This window comes from Pseudomonas sp. Snoq117.2 (genome assembly GCF_900110545.1).
In the GTDB taxonomy this organism is placed as follows: domain Bacteria; phylum Pseudomonadota; class Gammaproteobacteria; order Pseudomonadales; family Pseudomonadaceae; genus Chryseomonas; species Chryseomonas benzopyrenica.
In genome coordinates this window covers 82,751-104,047 of the sequence record NZ_FOED01000006.1, presented here as the reverse complement: position 1 = coordinate 104,047, position 21,297 = coordinate 82,751, and the positions used below count along the sequence as shown (strand labels likewise).

At 65.8% G+C, this 21,297-nt stretch carries 20 protein-coding genes; 13 read left to right on the top strand and 7 right to left on the bottom strand.

Annotated features, from left to right (window positions below; all coding sequences use genetic code 11):
- Positions 1-36: 36 nt before the first annotated feature.
- From BMZ43_RS16520 to secB, 3 genes are read left to right on the top strand one after another with little or no spacing between them, the layout of a single operon-like run.
- The gene (locus tag BMZ43_RS16520; protein WP_093254972.1) at positions 37-456 is read left to right on the top strand and encodes a rhodanese-like domain-containing protein; all 420 of its coding nucleotides are present in this window, start codon (positions 37-39) and stop codon (positions 454-456) included.
- 41 nt (positions 457-497) lie between these two features.
- Positions 498-752, top strand: a complete 255-nt coding sequence (gene grxC, locus BMZ43_RS16515; protein ID WP_093254969.1) for a glutaredoxin 3 — start codon at positions 498-500, stop codon at positions 750-752.
- Positions 753-779: 27 nt separating this feature from the next.
- A complete protein-coding gene (gene secB, locus BMZ43_RS16510; RefSeq protein ID WP_007159775.1) occupies positions 780-1,244 on the top strand; it encodes a protein-export chaperone SecB in 465 nt (154 codons plus the stop codon).
- Positions 1,245-1,319: 75 nt separating this feature from the next.
- On the opposite strand, the gene rarD is transcribed toward secB, so the two are convergent.
- The 5 genes from rarD to BMZ43_RS16485 form a co-directional block, all read right to left on the bottom strand.
- Complete coding sequence (rarD, locus tag BMZ43_RS16505; RefSeq protein ID WP_064306829.1) at positions 1,320-2,240, bottom strand: EamA family transporter RarD; 921 nt, start codon at positions 2,238-2,240, stop codon at positions 1,320-1,322.
- A 314-nt stretch (positions 2,241-2,554) separates the two neighbouring features.
- On the bottom strand, positions 2,555-3,529 hold the full coding sequence (locus BMZ43_RS16500; protein ID WP_064306828.1) for a serine/threonine protein kinase: 975 nt from the start codon (positions 3,527-3,529) through the stop codon (positions 2,555-2,557).
- A 110-nt stretch (positions 3,530-3,639) separates the two neighbouring features.
- Positions 3,640-5,529, bottom strand: a complete 1,890-nt coding sequence (locus BMZ43_RS16495) for a PhoX family protein (RefSeq protein WP_093254966.1) — start codon at positions 5,527-5,529, stop codon at positions 3,640-3,642.
- A gap of 66 nt (positions 5,530-5,595) precedes the next feature.
- Entirely contained in the window at positions 5,596-6,309 is a 714-nt protein-coding gene (locus tag BMZ43_RS16490) for a ComF family protein (protein WP_064306826.1), read from the bottom strand.
- Between the two features lie 82 nt (positions 6,310-6,391).
- Positions 6,392-6,688: a hypothetical protein gene (locus BMZ43_RS16485; RefSeq protein ID WP_007159771.1), complete on the bottom strand. Its 297-nt coding sequence runs from the start codon at positions 6,686-6,688 to the stop codon at positions 6,392-6,394.
- Between the two features lie 112 nt (positions 6,689-6,800).
- Between BMZ43_RS16485 and BMZ43_RS16480 the strand changes: the two genes are divergently transcribed.
- Together BMZ43_RS16480 and BMZ43_RS16475 are read left to right on the top strand one after the other, a co-directional pair.
- Complete coding sequence (locus BMZ43_RS16480) at positions 6,801-7,502, top strand: alpha/beta fold hydrolase (RefSeq protein ID WP_064306825.1); 702 nt, start codon at positions 6,801-6,803, stop codon at positions 7,500-7,502.
- Between the two features lie 70 nt (positions 7,503-7,572).
- Positions 7,573-8,160, top strand: coding sequence for a cupin domain-containing protein (locus BMZ43_RS16475; protein WP_093254963.1), 588 nt, complete (start codon positions 7,573-7,575; stop codon positions 8,158-8,160).
- Here the strand turns inward: BMZ43_RS16475 and BMZ43_RS16470 are convergent.
- Positions 8,157-8,579, bottom strand: coding sequence for a DUF1810 domain-containing protein (locus BMZ43_RS16470; RefSeq protein ID WP_093254960.1), 423 nt, complete (start codon positions 8,577-8,579; stop codon positions 8,157-8,159). The genes BMZ43_RS16475 and BMZ43_RS16470 overlap by 4 nt on opposite strands.
- 71 nt (positions 8,580-8,650) lie before the next feature.
- Positions 8,651-9,985 (bottom strand): MFS transporter, encoded by a 1,335-nt coding sequence (locus BMZ43_RS16465; RefSeq protein ID WP_017639543.1) that lies wholly within the window; start codon positions 9,983-9,985, stop codon positions 8,651-8,653.
- Between the two features lie 164 nt (positions 9,986-10,149).
- On the opposite strand from BMZ43_RS16465, the gene BMZ43_RS16460 reads away from it, so the two are divergent.
- The 8 genes from BMZ43_RS16460 to BMZ43_RS16425 all read left to right on the top strand — a co-directional run bounded on the left by BMZ43_RS16460 (position 10,150) and on the right by BMZ43_RS16425 (position 21,297).
- The gene (locus BMZ43_RS16460) at positions 10,150-10,473 is read left to right on the top strand and encodes a thioredoxin family protein (protein WP_017639542.1); all 324 of its coding nucleotides are present in this window, start codon (positions 10,150-10,152) and stop codon (positions 10,471-10,473) included.
- 146 nt (positions 10,474-10,619) lie between these two features.
- Entirely contained in the window at positions 10,620-12,425 is a 1,806-nt protein-coding gene (locus BMZ43_RS16455; RefSeq protein WP_017639541.1) for a phenylacyl-CoA dehydrogenase, read from the top strand.
- A gap of 187 nt (positions 12,426-12,612) precedes the next feature.
- Positions 12,613-14,382, top strand: a complete 1,770-nt coding sequence (locus BMZ43_RS16450; protein WP_064306822.1) for an acyl-CoA dehydrogenase C-terminal domain-containing protein — start codon at positions 12,613-12,615, stop codon at positions 14,380-14,382.
- Between the two features lie 358 nt (positions 14,383-14,740).
- A complete protein-coding gene (locus BMZ43_RS16445) occupies positions 14,741-14,899 on the top strand; it encodes a YqaE/Pmp3 family membrane protein (RefSeq protein ID WP_007159763.1) in 159 nt (52 codons plus the stop codon).
- A gap of 258 nt (positions 14,900-15,157) precedes the next feature.
- Positions 15,158-18,697 carry a response regulator gene (locus BMZ43_RS16440; protein WP_093254958.1) on the top strand — a complete coding sequence of 1,180 codons (3,540 nt, stop codon included), beginning with the start codon at positions 15,158-15,160 and terminating at the stop codon, positions 18,695-18,697.
- Between the two features lie 3 nt (positions 18,698-18,700).
- A complete protein-coding gene (locus BMZ43_RS16435; protein WP_017639538.1) occupies positions 18,701-19,519 on the top strand; it encodes a CheR family methyltransferase in 819 nt (272 codons plus the stop codon).
- A 1-nt stretch (position 19,520) separates the two neighbouring features.
- Complete coding sequence (locus BMZ43_RS16430; protein ID WP_017639537.1) at positions 19,521-20,108, top strand: chemotaxis protein CheB; 588 nt, start codon at positions 19,521-19,523, stop codon at positions 20,106-20,108.
- Positions 20,101-21,297: a hybrid sensor histidine kinase/response regulator gene (locus BMZ43_RS16425; protein ID WP_064306820.1), complete on the top strand. Its 1,197-nt coding sequence runs from the start codon at positions 20,101-20,103 to the stop codon at positions 21,295-21,297. The genes BMZ43_RS16430 and BMZ43_RS16425 overlap by 8 nt, the downstream gene beginning before the upstream one ends.

Genomic DNA, 21,297 nt, shown 5'->3' with positions numbered 1-21,297 from the left:
CAGCATTTTTAGCCTTCCTTGGATAGCTCTTTCATTATGGAATTTATCGGTCGGGCGGTTGAATTCGCCACCCATCATCCGCTTCTCGTCGCCGCCTTCCTCGCCATCGTCGCCCTGATGCTGTTCAACGAGACCCGTCGTGGCGGGCGCAGCCTGTCCACCGCTGAACTCACCAACCTGCTCAACCGCGAGCAGGGCGTGGTCCTCGACATCCGTCCGAGCAAGGACTTCGCCGCCGGGCATATCGTCGGCGCGCTGAACATCGCTCAGGAGAAAGTCGCCAGCAGCCTGTCTCTACTGGAGAAGCACAAAGCCAAGACCCTGATCGTGGTGGACAGCGCCGGCCAGCAAGCCGGTGCCGTGTGCGGCGATCTGCAGAAGGCCGGCTTCACCGCCGCCCGGCTGAACGGCGGCATTGCTACCTGGCGTGCAGAGAATCTGCCCCTGGTGAAGTGAACCCCTAGCGTGGCCGCCTCATCGGCCACTGGAGACCGCGCATGTCTGACGTCGTCATCTATACCAGTGCCTGGTGTCCCTTTTGCCATCGTGCCAAGCACCTGCTCGATCGCAAGAACGTGGCCTACCGGGAAGTCTCCGTCGACGGCCAGCCCGCGCTGCGCAGCGAGATGGCCCGCAAGGCCGGTCGCACCAGCGTGCCGCAGATCTGGGTCGGCAGCACCCACGTCGGCGGTTGCGACGAGCTCTATGCCCTAGACCGAAGCGGACGCCTCGATCCGCTGCTGTCCGCCTGACCAACACTCACAACTCAAGGCCCTACCATGACCGACCAAGCCAATGGCGCCCAGGAAGACGGCGCTCAGTTCTCTCTCCAGCGCATCTACATCCGTGACCTGTCCTTCGAAGCGCCCAAGAGCCCCGAGATCTTCCGTCAGGACTGGCAGCCCAACGTCAACCTGGACCTGGCCACTCGCCAGAAGACGCTGGGCGACGACTTCCACGAAGTGGTGCTGACCCTGACCGTGACCGTCAAGAACAACGAAGAGACCGCCTTCATCGCCGAAGTGCAGCAGGGTGGCATCTTCCTGATCAAGGGTCTGGACGCCGCGTCCATGGCCCATGCCCTGGGCGCCTTCTGCCCCAACATCCTGTTCCCCTACGCCCGTGAGGCGCTGGACAATATGGTGGTGCGTGGCTCCTTCCCCGCGCTGATGCTGCAGCCGGTGAACTTCGACGCCCTCTACGCCCAGGAACTGGCGCGCATGCAGACCGCTGGCGAAGCCTGATCGGCTCCACCGCGATGACGAACGCCCCTTGCGAGGGGCGTTCTGCTGTCTGGCCTCAGGTCTCTTGGGGAATGCCTAGGCCTTGTCTGCCTCTCGCTCGCGCGCCTTTGTGCTCGCTCTGAGCTTGCGGCTGGCGCGCCAGAGATCGAAGCTGAACACCGCAAGACCGGTCCAGATGCAGAGAAAGGCGAACAGCCGCTCACGGGGGAAGGGCTCGTCATAGAGCCAGACCGCCTGGATCAGCACCAGGGTCGGCGCCAGGTACTGCAAAAAGCCCAGGGTCGAATAGGGCAGCTTGCGCGCCGCGGCGTTGAAGCACAGCAGCGGGATCAGGGTGACCGGTCCGGCGAGCACGATCAGCAGGCCCAGGGAAGACTGCCAGGTCTCGGCCTGCAAGCTCACCCCAGGGGTCAGCAGCGGCAGCGCGACCAGGGCGATCGGCACCAGCATCCAGCTCTCCACCACCATGCCCGGCAGCGCGGCCACCGGCGTCTGCCGCCGCACCAGGCCATAGAAGGCGAAGCTCAGCGCCAGAGCCAGGGAAACCCAAGGCAGTTGCCCCAGGGTCCACAGCTGCTGGGCCACGCCGAGCACCGCCAGGCCCACGGCGATCCATTGCAGCGGGCGCAGGCGTTCACCGAGGATCACCAGGGCGAGCAGGATGTTGACCAGCGGATTGATGTAGTAGCCCAGGCTGGCCTCGACCACATGGGCGTTGTTGACCGCCCAGATGTAGACCAGCCAGTTGCAGGCCACCAGCGCGCCGGATACGGCCAACCAAAGTAGCCGTTTGGGATGAGCGCGCAGCTCCGCCCACCAGCCGCGATGGCGCCAGACCAACAGCAGCAGGGCGCTGAACAGGGCGGACCAGAGGATGCGCTGGAACAGGATCTCGGTCGCCGGCAGGGCCGCCAGCAGTTTGAAGAACAGTGGAAACAAGCCCCACAGCCCATAGGCGGTGAGGCCCAGGGCATAACCCTGGCGCAAGGCAGACATGAGGGATCCTTAGGCAGGCAACGTTCTTGTCCGGGCAGGATAGCTCAAGGGACGGCAGGATGTCGGAGTGGGTGGTGCTTCCTGTCGTCGGCCCTGAGCAGGCTGGCATCCCGCACTCGCAGCCATGGCAGTGCGCCGCTGCGACCGCTGCATAGGCCGCTCCCACGGGTCGGGTTCCGGTAGGAGCGGCCCATGGCCGCGATCAGTGTTGTAGCGTGGAAAACGGCGCAGTCTTGTCCACTGGAGAAGTCTTCACGAGGCGTACCCTCACCCCGACCCTCTCTCAGGGGGAGAGGGGTATTCGGGCGCCCAGGCTAGAACAGTCGCAACGGCGCCTCGTCCAGGGCGGCGCGCTGTTCGCGCAGGGTTAGGATCTGATCGCCCCAGTAGCGTTCGCTGCCGAACCAGGGAAAGCTCTTGGGAAAGGCCGGATCGTCCCAGCGACGCGCCAGCCAGGCGCTGTAGTGCATCAGGCGCAGGGTCCGCAGCCCTTCGATCAGGGCCAGTTCGCGCGGCTGGAAGTCGTGGAATTCCTCGTAGCCGTCCATCAGTTCGGACAGTTGCGTCAGTCGCTCCTGGCGATCACCGGCCAGCAGCATCCAGAGATCCTGCATGGCCGGACCGTGGCGGCAGTCGTCGAGGTCGACGATATGGTAGGCGTCATCGCGGCAGAGCAGGTTGCCCGGATGGCAGTCGCCGTGCAGACGGATGACGTCGTAGCTGACGCTCTCGAAGAGTTCGTCGAGGCGCAAGAGCAGGTCGCGCGCCACGGATTCATAGGCGGGCAGCAGGCTCTTGGGAATGAAGTTGCCGGTGAGCAGGGTGTCCAGCGAGGCATGGCCGTAGCCCTGGACGTCCAGCGACTCACGGTGCTGGAAGGGCCGGCTGGCACCCACCGCATGCAGCCGACCCAGTAACTGGCCGAGGCGATGCAACTGGTTGAGATCACCCGGCTCCGGTGCGCGGCCACCGCGGCGGGGAAAGAGTGCGAAGCGAAAGCCGGCATGGGTGAACAGCGTCTGGCCGTCGCGCTGCAAGGGCGCGACCACGGGCACCTCGCGCTCCTCCAGTTCGGCGGAAAAGGCGTGTTCTTCCAAAATGGCCGCGTCGGTCCAGCGATCCGGGCGATAGAACTTGGCGATCAGCGGGGTCTCGGCTTCGATGCCGATCTGATAGACGCGATTCTCGTAGCTGTTGAGCGCCAGCACCCGGGCATCGCTGAGATAGCCCAGGCTTTCGATGGCGTCGATGACGAGGTCGGGACTCAGATTTTCGAACGGATGAGACATGGCGCGCTCCTCGGTCACGGGGGACGATGGCGATTGCCACCCTGCATCCGGGAGATGCTAGCGCATGCCCGAACCCCTTGGCGAAGGCTCGAGCGCTATCCGCTCGCCGGTCAGGCGCCGATCACCCCGCCGTCTTCCCGAGTGATGACCATCACCGAAGAGCGGGGCTGACCATCCGGTCGTTGCTCCGGGAACTGGGAGCCGCCTTCCTCGCCGGGGTGCTGGATGCCGACGAACATCGTCCGGTAGTCCGGCGAGAAGGCCAGGCCGGTGACCTCGCAGCCGACCGGGCCGACCAGGAAGCGGCGCATCTCGCCGCTGCGCGGATCGGCGCAGAGCATCTGGTTGTTGCCCATGCCCTCGTAGTCGCCCTTGTTGCTGTACTTGCCGTCGGTGAGTACCCACAGCCGGCCGGCGGCGTCGAAGCCCAGGCCATCGGGGCTGTTGAACATGTTCTCGGCATTGATCTGCTGGGAGCCGGCTTCCGGCGTGCCCGGGTGCACCTTGGGATTGCCGGCGATGACGAACAGGTCCCAGTCGAAACTCAAGGCCGCGGCATCGTCACCGCTCTCGCGCCAGCGCACGATCTGGCCGTAGAGGTTATTGGCGCGGGGATTGGGACCACCCACCGGCATGCCGTCCTCGCCGCGCTTGGTGTTGTTGGTCAGGGTGCAGTAGACCTGGCCGTCCTTGGGGCTGACGGCGATCCACTCGGGTCGGTCCATGCGCGTGGCGCCCACCTGGCTACCGGCCTGGCGGGCGTGGATGAGCACCTCGGCCTGGCTGGCGAAGCCGTTGGCGGCGGTGAGGCCGTTCTCGCCATGCACCAGCGGCAGCCACTGGCCGCGGCCCTTGGGACGGTTCGGGTCGCGGTCGCCCTCGTCGAAGCGAGCGACATAGAGGGTGCCGTGGTCGAGCAGGTCGCGATTGGCCTTGGGGTCGTCCTGCAGGCGGTCGCGGCTGACGAACTTGTAGATGAATTCGCCACGTTCGTCGTCGCCCATGTAGACCACCACGCGGCCATCACGGGTGCGGGCGAGGGCGGCGTTCTCGTGCTTGAAGCGGCCCAGGGCGGTGCGCTTGACCGGCTTGGCCTGGGGATCGAAGGGATCGATCTCGGTGATCCAGCCGTGGCGGTTGAGTTCGTTGGGATTCTGCGCCAGGTCGAAACGATCGTCGTGCAGGTGCCAGTCGTTCTCCACGCTGGCGTGCTTGACGCTGTAGCGCTTCTGGGCCGCATCGAACTTCAGGTTGGCGTCGCGGCTGCCAAAGACATCGGTGAAGTTCTCTTCGCAGGTCAGATAGGTGTGCCAGGGGGTGGCGCCGCTGGAGCAATTCTGGAAGGTGCCCAGCACCTCGCGACCAGCCGGATCGGCGGCGGTCTTGAGCAGGGCGTGGCCGGCGGCCGGACCGCTGACGGCGATGGGCGTGTTGCCATGCACCCGACGGTTGTAGGGCGAGCCCTGGACGAAGTGCCATTGGCCGTCCACGCGCTTCACCTCGATCACCGAGACGCCTTCGGCGGCCTGAGCCTTGCGGGTGTCTTCCAGGGATTTGGGCGGGGTACCGTGGCTGAGCAGATAGCGGTAGTTGGTGTATTCGTTGTTGATCGCCATCAGCGCCCGGTCCGGATCGTCCGGGAAGGGATAGAAGGCCATGCCATCGTTGTTGTCACCGAACTGCACGGCCTGGTCGGCGGCGCTGGGGCTGCCATCGGGGCGGAAGGCCGGGCCATCGGTGTGCAGTGGCTGGCCCCAGCTGATGAGCACGCTGGCGCGATAGCCGGGCGGCACCACCAGGGTGTCGGCGGTGGAAGCCGGGATGTTGGCGAAGCCGATCAAGGGATTGCCCGTGGCCTCGCTGACGGCATCGGCCAGGGCGCTCCGCCCGAGCAGGCCACCACCGAGGAACAGGGCGGCTCCCGCCAGGGCGCCAGCGCCAATGAAGCGTCGGCGGCTGAGGTGGACGAGGCGTTCGAGATCGGTCTGGTCGTTGTGCATGCGGATGGCTCCCTCACGGTGTGCAGGCGAGGCTAGTCAGACTAAATGACGTTTTGGTGACAGCGGCTAGTCGCCGGGTGGTGGCGTCCGCGCCAGGCAATAGACGTCTACCCGCCTGGCGCCAGCGCGCTTGAGCAGGCGCGCCAGGCTGTCGGCGGTGGCGCCGGTAGTGAGGACGTCGTCCACCAGGGCCAGATGGCGACCCTCCAGCTGGGCGTCCTGCACCAGGGCGAAGGCCTGTTTGAGATTGCGCCGCCGCTCGCTGGCGCTCAGGCCTTGCTGGCTGTGCTGTTCCTGCACCCGCTGCAACAATCCGCCATCCACCGGCAGTTGCAGGGCCTGGCCGAGCCAGTTGGCCAGCAGGGCGGCCTGGTTGAAGCCGCGCTGGTGCAGGCGCAAGGGTGAGAGCGGGACCGGCAGCAACAATTCCGGGCGTGGCTGACCTTCGTCGAACAGGTGCTGCAGATGCCGCGCCAGCAGCGTCCCGGCCACGCGACCGAGACTGCCCTGGTCGCGATGCTTGAATCTGTTGATCAGGGTGTCGACTGGAAAGGCATAGCGCCAGGGCGCCAGTACCTGGTCGAAGGCCGGCGGCCCGGCCAGGCAGTTGCCGCAGAGTAGGCCGTCCACCGGCAGGGGCAGGGCGCAGCATTGGCAATGGGGCCCAAGCCAGGGCAATTCGCTGTCGCAGCCTTCGCACAGTGGCAGTCCGGCCGGAAGCCAGGCGGCGCAGAGGGCGCAACTGGTCCCGGGCCGCAGGCGTTGCCAGTGGCGCTTCATTACCTGGGAGAGCGGTGGGGGCATGACGGCATCCGTGCCGAGCGAGAGCCCTACTGTGCCAGGCGGCGCGCCTGGCGACCAGTCAGCCGCGGATCAGCCAGCTCATCACCATGAGGCCGAGAATCAGCCAGATGACGCCACCCACCACCGAGCGCGCCATGAAGGCCCGTACCGCGGCGTAGAGCAACAACAGGCCGATGGCCAGGACCACGAAGCTGATATAGGAGTCGTCCATGCCGATGGAGCGGGCCATGCCATGGAGGAAGTCGTGCACGGCATCGGCAAGGCCGCCCAGGACCGAACCGAACAGATCGATGATGAAACGGATGACCTGGCCGAGCGCAGCGCCGAGCCAGTCGAAGAAGCCTTCAGTACGCATGGATGTTCCCGGATCCTTGGCAATGTCCCTTGGAACCCGCGAAGCCCGCCGGGTTCGCTGGTGATCCGCGCTACACTGCGCGTTTTCCGCAGTGTCTCTCAAGTTCCTAGTGATGACAGCTACCGACGCGCTACCCCTGATCCTGCTTCCCGGCCTGCTCTGTGACCAGCGTCTCTGGGCCATCCAGGCCGCCGACCTGGCCGATACCTGCCCGGTGCTTATCCCCGATCTCACCCGCGATCTGGGTATCGTCGCCCTGGCGCGCCGGGTGCTGGCCGAGGCGCCGCCGCGCTTCGCCCTAGGCGCCCTGTCCATGGGCGGCTATGTGGCCTTCGAGATTCTGCGCCAGGCGCCGGAGCGGGTGGTGCGGCTGGCGCTGTTCGACACCATGGCCAGCCCGGATGCCCCCGAGCGCGCCGCCCAGCGCCGCGCCATGCTCGACCTGGCCGAGCGCGGGCGCTTTCTCGGCATCAGTCCGCAACTGCTGCCGCGCCTGATCCACGCCTCGCGCCTGGGCACGCCGGTCGCTGACACCGTGCTGGCCATGGGCAAGGCGGTGGGCAAGGAAGCCTTCCTGCGTCAGCAGCAGTCCATCATCGACCGCCCCGACTCGCGGCCCACCTTGGCGCAGATCCGCATACCGACCCTGATCGTGGTCGGCGCCCAGGACCAGCTCACCCCGCCGGCTGAAGCCGAACTCATGCACGCCGGTGTCCAGGACTCGCGGCTGGTGGTACTGGACAGCTGCGGCCACCTGCCGCCGCTGGAACTGCCGGAGCGGACCACGGCGCTGCTGCGGGAATGGCTGGCCTGACCCCTCGTCGCGGGCGCTGAACCCGGGCGGCAGGCGGGCCTCCATTGGCAAAGCCTTGAGGGAGTTCCGTATGTCGCGTCGTCCACCGCTGTCCGTCCTTTCCCTGGTGCTGGGCCTCGCCCCCACTGCCGTGGCCCTGGCCGCGCCGGTGGGGACCGGTCAGCCCGAGCACCTGTACTTCGCCGATGACGGCGTCATCCCCAACAGCCGCCTGCCCGTGCTCCTCTATCGCCAGATTCCTCTGGAAGGAACCGACCGCGCGGCGGCGCTGGAGCGACTGTTCGCCGACAACGCCTGGCCGCCGCAGTGGCGCTATGGCGTCTACGACTACCATCACTATCACCCCAATGCCCATGAGGCCCTGGGTGTGGCCCGTGGTCAGGCGACCCTGCGTCTGGGCGGCGAGCAGGGGCAGGACGTGGCGGTGACCGCGGGTGATGTGGTGGTACTGCCGGCGGGTACCGGGCACCGCAATCTGGAGTCCAGTGCGGACTTCCTGGTGGTGGGCGCTTATCCGCCCGATCAACAGGACTTCATCACCCAACGCGCCGATCCGGCCGCCCATGCGCGTTCGGTCGAATTGATCGCCCAGGTGCCCTTGCCCACGAGCGACCCGGTGAGCGGGCGCGAGGGCGTGCTGCCCACGCTGTGGCGCTAACAGAGTCGCGTCAGGGTGGCTTCGTCTGGCTGACCGGCGAAAAAGGTCTTCAGCGCCTGGCGAAAGGGCTCGGGGTCTTCGGCCACGGCGGCGAAGAGGGTCAGGCTGGAGTGAAACTTGAGATCGTCCGGCTGCCCGAACAGCGCCGTGGCGGACAGCTCAGGATGTTCCAGTGCCGCCGCGGTGATCTCCCGTAGGCGCGATCCCAGCAGCGGATGTGCAAGGTAGGCACTGGCCTCGTCGCGGGAGGCGATGGCGTAGTACTGGGCGGTCTCGCTACGCCCCAGTCCCTGGATCTGCGGAAAGATGAACCACATCCAGTGGCTGCGCTTGCGCCCGGCGCGGATCTCCGCCAGGGCGGTGGCATAGGTGTCGGCCTGGGCGTCGAGGAAGCGTTGCAGATCGTGAGTGGCGGGCATGGGGGAAACTCCGGGCCTTTTGCCTATCGGCAGGTCAGCCCGGAGGAAGTGCCGGCCAAGGGACGAGCGGTCTAGCTGCGGATCGTCTGGTAGCGAGCCTCAGCGCCGTCGCCGGCCTCGTCCAGATCGATCCGCGAGGTCTCCGGCAGGCTCAGGCCACCGACCAGGCCGAGCAGGGCGACCAGGATCAGGTAGAGCGCCGGTGAGAGATTGCTGCCGGTGGCGCCGATCAGCCAGGTCGCCATCAGCGGCGCGGTGCCGCCGAAGATGGTGTAGGCCAGGTTGTAGGTAATGGCGCCCGCGGTGTAGCGGGTGCGGGTCGGAAAGATCTCGCTGAGCAGCGGCGCGGTCACCACGTTACACAGTACCGCGCCGGCGCCCAGCAACAGGGAGCCCAGCAGGGCACTGCCGAATTGGCCGCTGCTGGCCAGCAGCAAGGCCGGATAGACGCCTACCGCCAATACCAAGCTGGCCAGCACCGTGGTCATGCGTCGCCCGATGCGATCGGTGACGCGCCCCAGCACCGGACAGGCGGCCGCGGCGGCGAACAGGGTGATCAGGCTGATGGCCAGGGCCGCGGCCCGGTCGAAGCCGCCGGCCAGTTGCAGGTAGGTGGAGAAGTAGGTGGTGAACATATAGAAGGACAGCGCCGTCAGCGAGATGAAGGCGCCCAGGCGCAGGATCGAGCGACCCTGCAGCCGGAGCGTCTCGCCCAGCGGCGAATGGCTGACCTCATGGTCGGCTTCCAGCGCCTGGAAGGCCGGCGTCTCGTCCAGCTTCAGGCGCAGGTAGAGACCGATCAGACCCAGCGGCGCGGCGGCCAGGAAAGGGATGCGCCAGCCCCAGTCGGCCATGACCGCGGCGCCCAGCAGCCGCTCCAGGCCCCAGGCGGTCAGGGCGGCGCTGGCGAAGGCGAGAAAGGTCGAGACCGGCACGAAGCTGCCATAGCGTCCGCGACGATCGCGCGGCGAATGCTCCATCACGTAGGCGCAGGCGCCGGCGTATTCGCCCCCGGCGGAAAAGCCCTGGGCGCAACGGATCAGCGTCAGCAGGATCGGTGCCCAGATGCCGATGGTGGCGTAGCTGGGCAGGATGCCGATCAGGGCGGTGGCGCCGGCCATGATCAGGATGGTCAGCGCCAGGGTACGCTTGCGGCCGATGCGGTCGCCCAGCAGGCCGAAGACGATGCCGCCCAATGGGCGAAAGGCGAAGGCCACGGCAAAGACGGCAAAGGTCTTGAGCAGGCCGGCAGTGGCATCCCCACTGGGAAAGAAGTGCGCCGCGAGCAGAGTGGCGAGAAAGCCGTAGAGGGCGAAATCGAACCATTCGACGAAGTTGCCGATGGACGCGGCGGAGATGACCTTGCGCAGGGTGGCGGGTGAAACGGGGGTCGCTGTCTGGCTCATGGCGGGCCTCAGGAAAGGGAGGAGACGGAGGCAGAAATGAAGCGCCTGGTTTTATTGTCATGAAGTCGGGGCGTACCGCAGGATCGACCCTAGTCCTTTTCCCGTGATCGAGTAGTCCCGCCAGCGACTTGTCCACCGTTGGAACCGACTTCAGGAGCTCAGCCATGCCCATGACCACCACCTATGCGGAGCGGGAACCCGCCCGCGCCGACGTCGATGCCCTGCCCGGGGTGACCCTGCTGGAATTCGGCGCACCCTGGTGCGGCCACTGTCGCGCCGCCCAGCCGCTGCTTGCCACGGCCCTGGCAGAGCATCCCACCGTGCGCCATCTCAAGATCGAAGATGGCTCCGGGCGCCGCCTGGGGCGCTCTTTCCGCGTCAAGCTCTGGCCGACCTTGATCGTCTTCAAGGAAGGCCAGGAGCTGGCGCGGCTGGTACGCCCGAACGGGGCGGCAGAACTGCGCGAAGCCCTGGCCCTGGCGGACTGACCGGTCGTTCCGCTCGTCCTCGCCGCGCTTGACAAGGCCGGGGCTGGAACATTAGTTTCAAACGACTGTTTAAACGCCCTGGCGGCGGGTCCGTAGCGACGCTGCCGCCACCCTCGACAACAAGCATTCGCAAAGAGGTAACAGTCATGCCCGATTACAAAGCCCCCCTGCGGGACATCCGCTTCGTTCGCGACGAACTCCTGGGCTATGACGCGCACTACCAGAGCCTGCCGGGTTGCGGCGATGCCACCCCGGACATGGTTTCCGCCATCCTCGAAGAGGGCGCCAAGTTCTGCGAACAGGTCCTGGCGCCGCTCAATCGCATCGGCGACCAGCAGGGCTGCACCTGGAGCGAAGAGGGCGTGAAGACCCCCGATGGCTTCAAGGAAGCCTATGCCCAGTTCGTCGAGGGCGGCTGGCCGAGCCTGGCGCACAACCCGGCCCACGGTGGCCAGGGCCTGCCCGAGTCCCTCGGCATCTCCCTGTCGGAAATGGTCGGCCAGGCCAACTGGTCCTGGGGCATGTACCCCGGCCTGTCCCACGGTGCCATGAACACCCTGGAGCAGCACGGCACCGATGAGCAGAAGCACACCTACCTGGAAAAGCTGGTGACCGGCGAATGGACTGGCACCATGTGCCTGACCGAACCCCACTGCGGTTCCGACCTGGGCATGCTGCGCACCAAGGCCGAGCCGCGTGCGGACGGCAGCTACGCCATCACCGGCACCAAGATCTTCATCTCCGCCGGTGAACACGACATGGCCGAGAATATCGTCCACATCGTGCTGGCCCGCCTGCCCGACGCCCCAGCTGGCACCAAGGGCATTTCGCTGTTCATCGTGCCCAAGCGCCTGCCCGACGCCAGCGGCGCGGCCGGCGAGCGCAATGCCGTGCACTGCGGTTCCCTCGAACACAAGATGGGCATCCACGGCAACGCCACCTGCGTGATGAACTTCGACGGCGCCACCGGTTTCCTGATCGGCCCGCCGAACCGTGGCCTGAACTGCATGTTCACCTTCATGAACTTCGCTCGCGTCGGTACCGCTCTGCAGGGTCTGGCCCATGCCGAGGTGGCGTTCCAGGGTGGTCTGAAGTACGCCCGCGAGCGTCTGCAGATGAGATCCCTGACCGGTCCCAAGGCGCCCGAGAAGCCCGCCGATCCGATCATCGTGCACCCCGACGTGCGCCGCATGCTGCTGACCATCAAGGCCTTCGCCGAAGGCAGCCGGGCAATGATCTACTACACCGCCAAGCTGGTGGACATCCTCAAGTACAGCCAGGACGAGGAGCAGAAGCAGCAGGCCGAGACCCAGATGGCCTTCCTCACCCCCATCGCCAAGGCCTTCATGACCGAGGTCGGCTTCGAGGCGGCTAGCCACGGCGTGCAGATCTATGGCGGCCACGGCTACATCGCCGAGTGGGGTATGGAGCAGAACCTGCGCGATGCGCGCATCGCCATGCTCTATGAGGGCACCACCGGCATCCAGGCCATCGACCTGCTGGGTCGCAAGGTACTGATGACCCAGGGTGAGTCGCTCAAGGCCTTCACCAAGGTGGTGCACAAGTTCTGCCAGGCCCAGGCCGAGAATGCTGACCTCAAGGCCTTCGTCGAGCCACTGGCCAAGCTGAACAAGGAGTGGGGCGAGATCACCCTCAAGGTCGGCATGGCCGCCATGAAGGATCGCGAGGAGGTGGGTGCCGCTGCCGTCGACTACCTGATGTACTCTGGCTATGTCTGCCTGGCCTACTTCTGGGCCGACATGGCCCGGGTCGCCGCAGAGAAGCTGGCCGCCGGTACCGACGAGGCCGCCTTCTACCAGGCCAAGCTGGCCACTGCGCGCTTCTACTACGAGCGCCTGCTGCCCCGTACCCGCGCCCACGCCGAGGCGTTGCTGGCCGGCGCCGGCAGCCTGATGGCCCTAGCCGAGGAGGACTTCGCGCTCGGTTACTAAGGGCACGAAGCTCCTCTGAAAACCTCGCTCCGGCGGGGTTTTCGCTTTTTCACGGATGCGAAAAAGCCAGGCGGCGCGGACCTCCGATCGGCTGACCGCCAGGTCAGATCATGAACCTATGTCTCCCTTCCGGTTCGGTCTTACACTCGGGTCATACCGATAAGAACACCTTCCGAGGAGACTCGACATGGCTGACTACACCCCGCCGCTTCGCGATATCCGTTTCGTGCTGGATGCCGTCCTCAAGGTCAAGGACCGCTGGAGTCAGTGGCCTGCCCTGGCCGAGGTGGTGGACGGCGAGACCGCCGATGCCATCCTCGAAGAAGCCGGCAAGCTGTGCGCCCAGGAACTGGCGCCGCTCAATCGTAATTCCGATGAAGAAGGCTGCCACTGGAAAGACGGCGAAGTGACCACCCCCCAGGGTTTCCGCCAGGCCTACCAGGCCTTTGCCGAAGGTGGCTGGGTCGGGGTCGGTGGCGATCCCGAATACGGCGGTATGGGCATGCCCAAGGTGCTTACCGCCCAGGTCGAGGAGATGATGCACGCCAGCTGCCTGGCCTTCGGTCTCTATCCGATGCTCAGCGCCGGCGCCTGTCTGGCCCTGCACGCCCATGGCAGCGAGGCGCTCAAGCAGGCCTACCTTCCCAACCTCTACAGCGGCCAGTGGGCCGGCTCCATGTGCCTGACCGAGCCCCATGCCGGCACCGACCTGGGCCTGATCCGCACTCGCGCCGAACCCCAGGCCGACGGCAGTTACCGGGTCACCGGCACCAAGATCTTCATTACCGCCGGCGAGCACGACCTCACCGAGAACATCATCCATCTGGTGCTGGCCAAGCTGCCCGATGCTCCGGCCGGTTCCCGGGGCATCTCGCTGTTCCTGGTGCCCAAGATCCTGGTGGACGAGGCGGGCGCCCTGGGCGCGCGCAACGCCGTGGCCTGTGGCTCCCTGGAACACAAGATGGGCATCAAGGGCGCCGCCACCTGCGTGATGAACTTCGATGGCGCGGTCGGCTATCTGGTGGGCGAGGTCAACAAGGGCCTGGCCGCCATGTTCACCATGATGAACTACGAGCGCCTGGGCGTTGGCATCCAGGGCCTGGGGTCGAGCGAGCGCTCCTACCAGAATGCCCTGGCCTATGCCCGCGAACGCCTGCAGAGCCGCTCGCCTGCCGGTATCCAGCAGGCCGCCAAGAACGCCGATCCCATCATCGTCCATCCCGATGTCCGCCGCATGCTGCTGACCATGAAGGCCCTGAACGAAGGCGGCCGGCTGTTCTCCAGCTATGTCGCCCTGCAACTCGACACCGCCAAGTACAGCCCCGAGCCCGTCGAGCGCGAACGCGCCGAAGCCCTGGTGGCGCTGTTGACCCCGGTCGCCAAGGGCTTCCTCACCGATCTCGGCCTGGAACTCTGCGTCGCGGGTCAGCAGGTGTTCGGCGGCCATGGCTACATCCGTGAATGGGGCCAGGAGCAGTTGGTGCGTGACGTGCGCATCACCCAGATCTACGAAGGTACCAATGGCATCCAGGCCCTCGACCTGGTCGGCCGCAAGCTGGCCGGCAGTCGTGGCGCCCTCTACCGGCCCTTCAGCGAAGAGGTCCACAACTATCTGGCCAGCCTGCCGGCGGACAACGAATTCGCCGCACCCCTGCGCCAGGCCCTGGATCAACTGGACGGCGCGACCGAGTGGCTGTTGCAGGCCGGCGCCAGCGATCCCCATGAGCTCGGCGCGGCCTCGGTGGATTACCTGCATCTGTTCGGCTATGTCGCCTATGCCTATCTCTGGGCGCGGGCCGCGGCGGCTGCTGCGGATCAGGAAGCCAGCTTCGCCGAAGCCAAGCTGGCCACTGCACGCTTCTATTTCGCCCGCCTGCTGCCGCGCACCCTGAGCTTGGCCGCCGCTGTGCGCAGTGGCGCGCAGCCGCTCTACGCCCTGGCTGAGGAGGGCTTCTAAGCTGTTGACCGGCAAGGTGAAAAGCCATGCCGTGTAAGCTTTGGCTTACATGACGTCGCCGCGATAAGCCATCGCCTAGTCCATGGGAGCTGCGTAATCTACACCCATCGGATCGCGGTACAGGATGTACCCAGCGCTCCAGATGATTTCAAGGAAATGTGGCCAGGATGGCCCCCCGGCAAGGATGTCGGGCAGAGACTTACAGGGATAGATGGCCAAGGATTGGCGGCCCGACAAGGATGTCGGGTTAAGTCTGCGAAACCCCGCTTCGGCGGGGTTTTTTATTGCCTGCCGGAACCTGATTCGGGCGTACCAGTCTTAGAGGCATCTTCTTGCCCACCCACTACTGGAGCCTGAAATGGACCTCATCCGCCTTATCTTTGCCATCATCCTCCCTCCCGTGGGCGTCTTCCTGCAGGTTGGCTTCGGCGGTGCCTTCTGGCTGAACATCCTGTTGACGCTGCTGGGTTACATTCCGGGTATCATCCATGCCGTCTGGGTGATTGCCCGTCGCTGACCAGAGGCGCGGACGCGCGTTGCGTGTCTCGATCGATCAGTTGAGCTGCGAGCCCGCTGCAACGGAGGCGACGACGCCAGCGCCGCTGGTGTCCACGTCCGGCCAGCGCGTGTTCTGCAGGCTTTTCGAAAGAACCCTGCCAAGGCGTGGCAGGGTTCCGATCGGTCTTCGGTCGTGTCTCGGCGGATGACGGCAATCCCGCTGACAGAGGCCTAGCCGCCGCCGACCGTTTCGTCCTGTACAAGGCTTTCAGACCCCATGAATCGCGAGTCGCCCCTCGATCAGAAGCACTTCAGCCAGATCCTCAAGCGCAATCTTTCCCTGCCCCTGAGTATCGGTGTCTTCAGCGCGATCTTCTTCATCGCCATCATCTATTACCTACTGAAAGTTACCCAGTGGGTCGAGCACACCGACCGCGTCATCAGCGAGGCCAACGCCAACTTCCGCCTGGTGGTCGATCTGGAAACCGGGATGCGCGGCTATCTGCTGAGCGGCAATACCAGCTTTCTGCAGCCTTATGAGCGCGCCTTGCCCAATGTCGAGCCGCAACTCGATGAGCTGAAGAATCTGGTCAGCGACAGTGCCGTGCAGATTCGCCGACTGGAGCGGATCGAGGCGGTGCACCGCGAGTGGCGCCAATACGCCAGCCAGGTGATCGAGGCGCGCCGCATTGGGGGGGATTTCCAGACACCGCTGAGCGATGGTCAGGGCAAGAATCGCATCGACAGCATCCGGCGCGACTACACCGACTTCATCGCCTACGAAGAGCAGATGCGCGCCGAGCGCACCGAGACGGCCAGCCGCATGACGGTGATCTTCGTCGCCGCCTTCCTCATCGTCAGCCTGCTGTTGTCGGGCATCATGGCCTTCTTTGGTCGCCGGGAACTCATGCGGCTCTCCGCGACCTATACCCGGCTGCTCGATCAGCAGGCCGAGCACACCGACAACCTGGAGCGGCAGAGCTGGTTCCGCTCCGGCCAGAATCAGCTGTCGGAAGCGGTCATCGGCCAGGCGTCGCTGGCGCCGCTGGGCCAGAGCATCCTGCAATTCCTGGCGCGCTATCTGGGCGCCGCGGCCGGCGCCCTCTATGTCCGTCTCGACGATGGCAGCCTGGAGCGCGTCGCCGACTATGCCCTGGACGACGAGGGGCGCCGCCGTCGCCAGCGCCTGGCACCGGGCGAGGGCCTGGCCGGTCAGGCCGTCCTGGACGGTCGCCCCATGGCGCTCGACCAGCTGCCCGTCGACTACCTCAAGGTCAACTCGGCGCTGGGTGAACGCCAGGCCAGCGCGGCGCTCATCGTACCCATCGAGAACGATGGCCGGGTGAATGGCGTGGTGGAACTGGGTTTCCTGCGTGCTCTGCGTCCGCAGGACGAAGAACTACTGACCCTGATCGCCGATTCCATTGGTTCCTCGGTGGAAGCCGCGCGCTATCGCCAGCGCCTGCAGCAGGTACTGGCGGAAACCCAGCAGCTCAACGAAGAACTGCAGGTGCAGCAGGAAGAGCTGCGCACCGCCAACGAAGAGCTGGAAGAGCAGTCCCAAGCACTGAAGGAATCCCAGGTCCATCTGGAGCAGCAGCAGGCCGAACTGGAGCAGACCAACGAGCAGCTCTCCGAACAGGCCCAGGAACTACTGCAGCAGCGCGACGTGCTGGACGACCGCAACAATCGCCTCAACGAAGCCCAGCAGTTGCTGGAAGATCGGGCACGCGAGCTGGAGCGGGCCAGCCAGTACAAGTCCGAATTCCTGGCGAACATGTCCCATGAATTGCGTACGCCGCTGAACAGTTCGCTGATCCTGTCCAAGCTGCTGGCGGACAACCCCGTCGGCAACCTGAGCACCGAGCAGGTGCGCTATGCCGAGTCCATCTATTCGGCGGGCAACGATCTGCTCACCCTGATCAACGACATTCTCGACATCTCCAAGGTCGAGGCCGGCATGCTGGAGATCCGTCCGGAGCAGATGTCCGTGCGTCGCCTGGTGGAAGCCTTGAAGACCGCCTTCGAGCCGGTAGCCCAGAACAAGGGCGTCGCCTTCGTGGTGGAGCTGGACGAGCGGATGCCGCCGGCCTTCTTCAGCGATCGCCAGCGGGTCGAGCAGATCCTCAAGAACCTGCTGTCCAACGCCTTCAAGTTCACCGAACACGGCCAGGTCAGCCTGCGCCTGTCCCTGCAAGACGGCCAGCCCAGCTTCGCGGTGAGCGATACCGGCATCGGCATCGCCGCCGAGCAGCAGGAGCTGATCTTCGAGGCCTTCCGCCAGGCGGATGGCGCCATCACCCGTCGCTACGGCGGCACCGGTCTGGGACTGTCGATCTCCCGCGACCTGGCGCTACTGCTGGGAGGCACTCTGAGCGTCACTAGCCAGCCGGGCGAGGGCAGTACCTTCACCCTGCGCCTGCCGCTGGAGTACCAGGAAGCCGCTGCGCCCAGCCTGCCGGTGACACCGATCATGGCTCCGGCCCAGGCCGCCACGTCGGCCGCCGCAACGCCCGCGCCTCTGGCGACCCTGGCCGCCACCCCGCGTCCGGCCGCGCCGCCGCCGGTCACCGAGGCCGCGGCACCCGTGGGCGCCGCCTTCGCCGACGACCGCGACAGCTGGCCCTATCCGGATCGCCGAGTGCTGGTGATCGAAGACGAGGTGCCCTTCGCGCAGATCCTCTTCGATCTCGCCCACGAACTGAAGTACAGCTGCCTGGTCGCCCACCGCGCCGAGGAAGGCTTCGCCGCGGCGCTGGAATACCGCCCCGACGCCATCCTGCTCGACATGGGCCTGCCGGATCATTCCGGTCTCACGGTGCTGGAGCGGCTCAAGGAAAATCCCCTGACCCGCCACATCCCGGTACACGTGGTCTCGGCCTCGGATCGCATCGAGACCGCCATGCACATGGGCGCGGTCGGCTACGCCATCAAGCCCACCACCCGCGACGAACTGCGCGAGGCCTTCACCCGCCTGGAAGCCAAGTTCGCCGCCGGCATCAAGCGGGTGCTGCTGGTGGAGGACGACGCCCTCCAGCGCGACAGCATCGCCAAGCTGATCGGCGACGTGGACGTGGAGATCACCCCGGTGGAGATGGGCAGCCAGGCCCTGGAACTGCTGCGCGACGAGGTCTACGACTGCATGGTCATCGACCTCAAGCTGCCCGACATGGAAGGCGGCGAATTGCTCGAACGCATGGCCAGCGAAGACATCTGCTCCTTCCCGCCGGTCATCGTCTACACCGGTCGTAGCCTGACCCGCGATGAAGAAGCGGCGCTGCTCAAGTATTCGCGCTCCATCATCATCAAGGGCGCGCGCTCGCCGGAGCGGCTGCTGGACGAGGTGACCCTGTTCCTGCACAAGATCGAGGCCGACATGCCGCTCGATCGCCAGCGCATGCTGGAAAGCGCTCGCAGCCGCGAGAAGGCCTTCGACGGCCGCACCCTGCTGCTGGTGGACGACGACGTGCGCAACATCTTCGCCCTCACCAGCGCCCTGGAGCAGAAGGGCGCCAAGGTGGAGATCGCCCGCAACGGCCTGGAAGCGCTGGAGAAGCTCGACAACAGCGACACCATCGACCTGGTGCTGATGGACATCATGATGCCGATGATGGACGGCTACGAAGCCATGCGCGAGATCCGCAAGCGGCCGCACATGAAGAAGCTGCCGATCATCGCCATCACCGCCAAGGCCATGAAGGACGACCAGGAGCGCTGCCTCGCCGCCGGCGCCAGCGACTACCTGGCCAAGCCCATCGATCTGGACCGGCTGTTCTCGCTGATCCGCGTCTGGATGCCGTCGCTGGAGCGCCTCTAGGTCATGAGCGAACGGCTGCAGGACATCGAGCTGAGGTTGCTGCTGGAAGGCATCTTCCTGAGATACAGCCACGACTTTCGCAATTACTCCAAGGCCTCGCTCAAGCGGCGGGTGCTGCAGGCGCTGACGCGCTTCGACTGCCCGAGCATCTCAACGCTGCAGGAGCGGGTCCTGCGCGATCCGGCGCTGTTCGCCGAGCTGCTGCAGTTCATCACCATCCCGGTGAGCGAGATGTTTCGCGATCCGGGCTACTTCCTCGCCCTGCGTCAGCAGGTGGTGCCGGTGCTGCGCACCTATCCTTCGCTCAAGGTATGGATCGCCGGCTGCAGCACCGGCGAGGAAGTCTTCTCCATGGCCATCCTGTTCCAGGAAGAGGGGCTGCTCGACCGCACGCTCTTCTATGCCACCGACATCAATCCGCGCTCCATGGAAAAGGCTCGCCAGGGCATCTTTCCGCTGGAGCGGATGCGCGCCTACACCGCCAGCTACCAGAAGGCCGGCGGTACCCGCGCCTTTTCCGACTATTACACCGCGGCCTACGACGGCGCCCTGTTCGACAAGTCGCTGATCGCCAACGTGACCTTCGCCGACCACAGCCTGGCCACCGACAGCGTCTTTTCCGAGACCCAGCTGGTGTCCTGCCGCAATGTGCTCATCTACTTCAACAAGAATCTGCAGAATCGGGCGCTCGGCCTGTTCCACGAGTCCCTGAGTCATCGCGGCTTTCTCGGCCTGGGCAGCAAGGAGTCGCTGGACTTCTCCGCCTATGCCGGTCACTTCGAGCCGGTGGTGAAGCAGGAACGGCTGTTCCGCAGGCTCTAGCATGTTCCCGCCCCGCAAACCCTTGCGCCTCATCGTCATCGGAGCCTCGGCCGGCGGGCTGCAGGTGCTGCTGCGTCTGCTCTCGCCCCTGCCGGCCAGTTTTCGCCTGCCGCTGGCGGTGGTGCTGCACCTGCCGGACGACCGCAATTCGCGCCTGGCCGAGTTGTTCCAGGCGCGGCTGGCCCTGCGGGTACGCGAAGCCGAGGACAAGGACGCTATACTGCCGGGCACCCTGTATTTCGCGCCGCCGGGTTATCACCTGCTGGTGGAGGACGACTTCACCCTGTCGCTGTCACGCGACGAGCCGGTGCAGTTTTCCCGGCCGTCCATCGATGTCTTGTTCGAAAGCGCGGCCGATGCCCTGGGCGAGCAGGTCTGCGGCGTCCTGCTCACCGGTGCCAACCACGACGGCGCCAGCGGCTTGCACGCCCTGGCTCAAAATGGCGCGGTCACCGTCGTCCAGTCGCCGCAATCGGCCGAGGTGCCGACCATGCCCGAGGCGGCGTTGAAGAGATTCCACCCGGATTTCGTGCTGGATGTGCCGGGCATCCATCTATTGCTCACCGAGTTGGAACGCGACCATGGCTGATGTACCCGTCGAACAGGCGAAGATCCTGCTCGTAGACGACCTGCCGGAGAATCTCCTGGCACTGGAAGCCCTGCTGCGCAGCGAGGCGCTGGAGATCTTCCAGGCCACCTCCGCCGAAGCCGCGTTGGAGCTCCTGCTGATGCACGAATTCGCCCTGGCGATCCTCGATGTGCAGATGCCGGGCATGAACGGCTTCGAACTGGCGGAGATGATGCGCGGCCTGGAAAAGACCCGGCACATTCCCATCGTCTTCGTCAGCGCCGCCGGCCGCGATCTCAACTATGCCTTCAAGGGCTACGAAAGCGGTGCGGTGGACTTCCTGCACAAGCCCCTCGACGTCCATGCGGTCAAGAGCAAGACCCGGGTCTTCGTCGACCTCTACTGGCACCGCAAGCGCCTCGCCGAGCAACTGGTGGCCCTGGAACAGAGTCGTCAGGAACAGGAGATCCTGCTGGCCGAGTTGCGCCAGACCCAGGTGGAGTTGCAGCAGGCGGTGCGCACCCGGGACGACTTCATGTCCATGGTTTCCCATGAACTCAAGACCCCGCTCAATACCCTGATGCTCGAAGCCCAGCTGCGCCGCATGTACCTGGACAAGGGCAAACTGGAAGCCTTCACCCCCGACAAGCTGGCCGGCATGGCCGAGCGCGACGAGCGGCAGATCCAGCGCCTGGTGCACCTGATCGACGACATGCTCGACATCTCGCGCATCCGCACCGGCAAGCTGTCCATCCGTCCCACGCAATGCGATCTCGCCGCCCTGGTCAACACCGTGGTGGACAGCTTCGCCTCGCAATTCGCCGCCGCCGGCTGTCCGGTGGAGCTGCACGCCGAAAGCCCGGCGCCCGGCTTCTGGGACGAATTCCGCATCGAGCAGGTGATCACCAACCTGCTGACCAACGCCATGAGATACGGCGCCGGCCGGCCGGTGGAAATCTCCCTGCGCTGCGACGGGACCGAGGTGGAACTCAGCGTCAAGGACCATGGCATCGGCATCCCGGTGGAGCACCAGGCGCTGATCTTCCGCCAGTTCGAGCGCGCCAGCGGTACCGAGAACATCGCCGGCCTGGGCCTGGGGCTCTATATCGCCGACCAGATCGTCAAGGCGCACCGCGGCAGTCTGCACGTGGAAAGCATCGCCGGACAGGGCGCGACGTTCAGGCTAAGGCTGCCCTGCCTGTCCGCTTAG

Excerpts from the sequence above, each read along its gene's own strand:
- BMZ43_RS16430 (WP_017639537.1), top strand. The coding sequence starts at position 19,521 with ATGTTCCCGCCCCGCAAACCCTTGCGCCTCATCGTCATCGGAGCCTCG.
- BMZ43_RS16520 (WP_093254972.1), top strand. The coding sequence starts at position 37 with ATGGAATTTATCGGTCGGGCGGTTGAATTCGCCACCCATCATCCGCTT.
- BMZ43_RS16465 (WP_017639543.1), bottom strand. The coding sequence starts at position 9,985 with ATGAGCCAGACAGCGACCCCCGTTTCACCCGCCACCCTGCGCAAGGTC.
- BMZ43_RS16490 (WP_064306826.1), bottom strand. The coding sequence starts at position 6,309 with ATGAAGCGCCACTGGCAACGCCTGCGGCCCGGGACCAGTTGCGCCCTC.
- BMZ43_RS16425 (WP_064306820.1), top strand. The coding sequence starts at position 20,101 with ATGGCTGATGTACCCGTCGAACAGGCGAAGATCCTGCTCGTAGACGAC.
- secB (WP_007159775.1), top strand. The coding sequence starts at position 780 with ATGACCGACCAAGCCAATGGCGCCCAGGAAGACGGCGCTCAGTTCTCT.
- BMZ43_RS16470 (WP_093254960.1), bottom strand. The coding sequence starts at position 8,579 with ATGCCCGCCACTCACGATCTGCAACGCTTCCTCGACGCCCAGGCCGAC.
- BMZ43_RS16460 (WP_017639542.1), top strand. The coding sequence starts at position 10,150 with ATGCCCATGACCACCACCTATGCGGAGCGGGAACCCGCCCGCGCCGAC.
- BMZ43_RS16475 (WP_093254963.1), top strand. The coding sequence starts at position 7,573 with ATGTCGCGTCGTCCACCGCTGTCCGTCCTTTCCCTGGTGCTGGGCCTC.
- BMZ43_RS16435 (WP_017639538.1), top strand. The coding sequence starts at position 18,701 with ATGAGCGAACGGCTGCAGGACATCGAGCTGAGGTTGCTGCTGGAAGGC.
- BMZ43_RS16455 (WP_017639541.1), top strand. The coding sequence starts at position 10,620 with ATGCCCGATTACAAAGCCCCCCTGCGGGACATCCGCTTCGTTCGCGAC.
- BMZ43_RS16495 (WP_093254966.1), bottom strand. The coding sequence starts at position 5,529 with ATGCACAACGACCAGACCGATCTCGAACGCCTCGTCCACCTCAGCCGC.
- BMZ43_RS16450 (WP_064306822.1), top strand. The coding sequence starts at position 12,613 with ATGGCTGACTACACCCCGCCGCTTCGCGATATCCGTTTCGTGCTGGAT.
- BMZ43_RS16485 (WP_007159771.1), bottom strand. The coding sequence starts at position 6,688 with ATGCGTACTGAAGGCTTCTTCGACTGGCTCGGCGCTGCGCTCGGCCAG.
- BMZ43_RS16445 (WP_007159763.1), top strand. The coding sequence starts at position 14,741 with ATGGACCTCATCCGCCTTATCTTTGCCATCATCCTCCCTCCCGTGGGC.
- BMZ43_RS16480 (WP_064306825.1), top strand. The coding sequence starts at position 6,801 with ATGACAGCTACCGACGCGCTACCCCTGATCCTGCTTCCCGGCCTGCTC.
- rarD (WP_064306829.1), bottom strand. The coding sequence starts at position 2,240 with ATGTCTGCCTTGCGCCAGGGTTATGCCCTGGGCCTCACCGCCTATGGG.
- grxC (WP_093254969.1), top strand. The coding sequence starts at position 498 with ATGTCTGACGTCGTCATCTATACCAGTGCCTGGTGTCCCTTTTGCCAT.
- BMZ43_RS16500 (WP_064306828.1), bottom strand. The coding sequence starts at position 3,529 with ATGTCTCATCCGTTCGAAAATCTGAGTCCCGACCTCGTCATCGACGCC.
- BMZ43_RS16440 (WP_093254958.1), top strand. The coding sequence starts at position 15,158 with ATGAATCGCGAGTCGCCCCTCGATCAGAAGCACTTCAGCCAGATCCTC.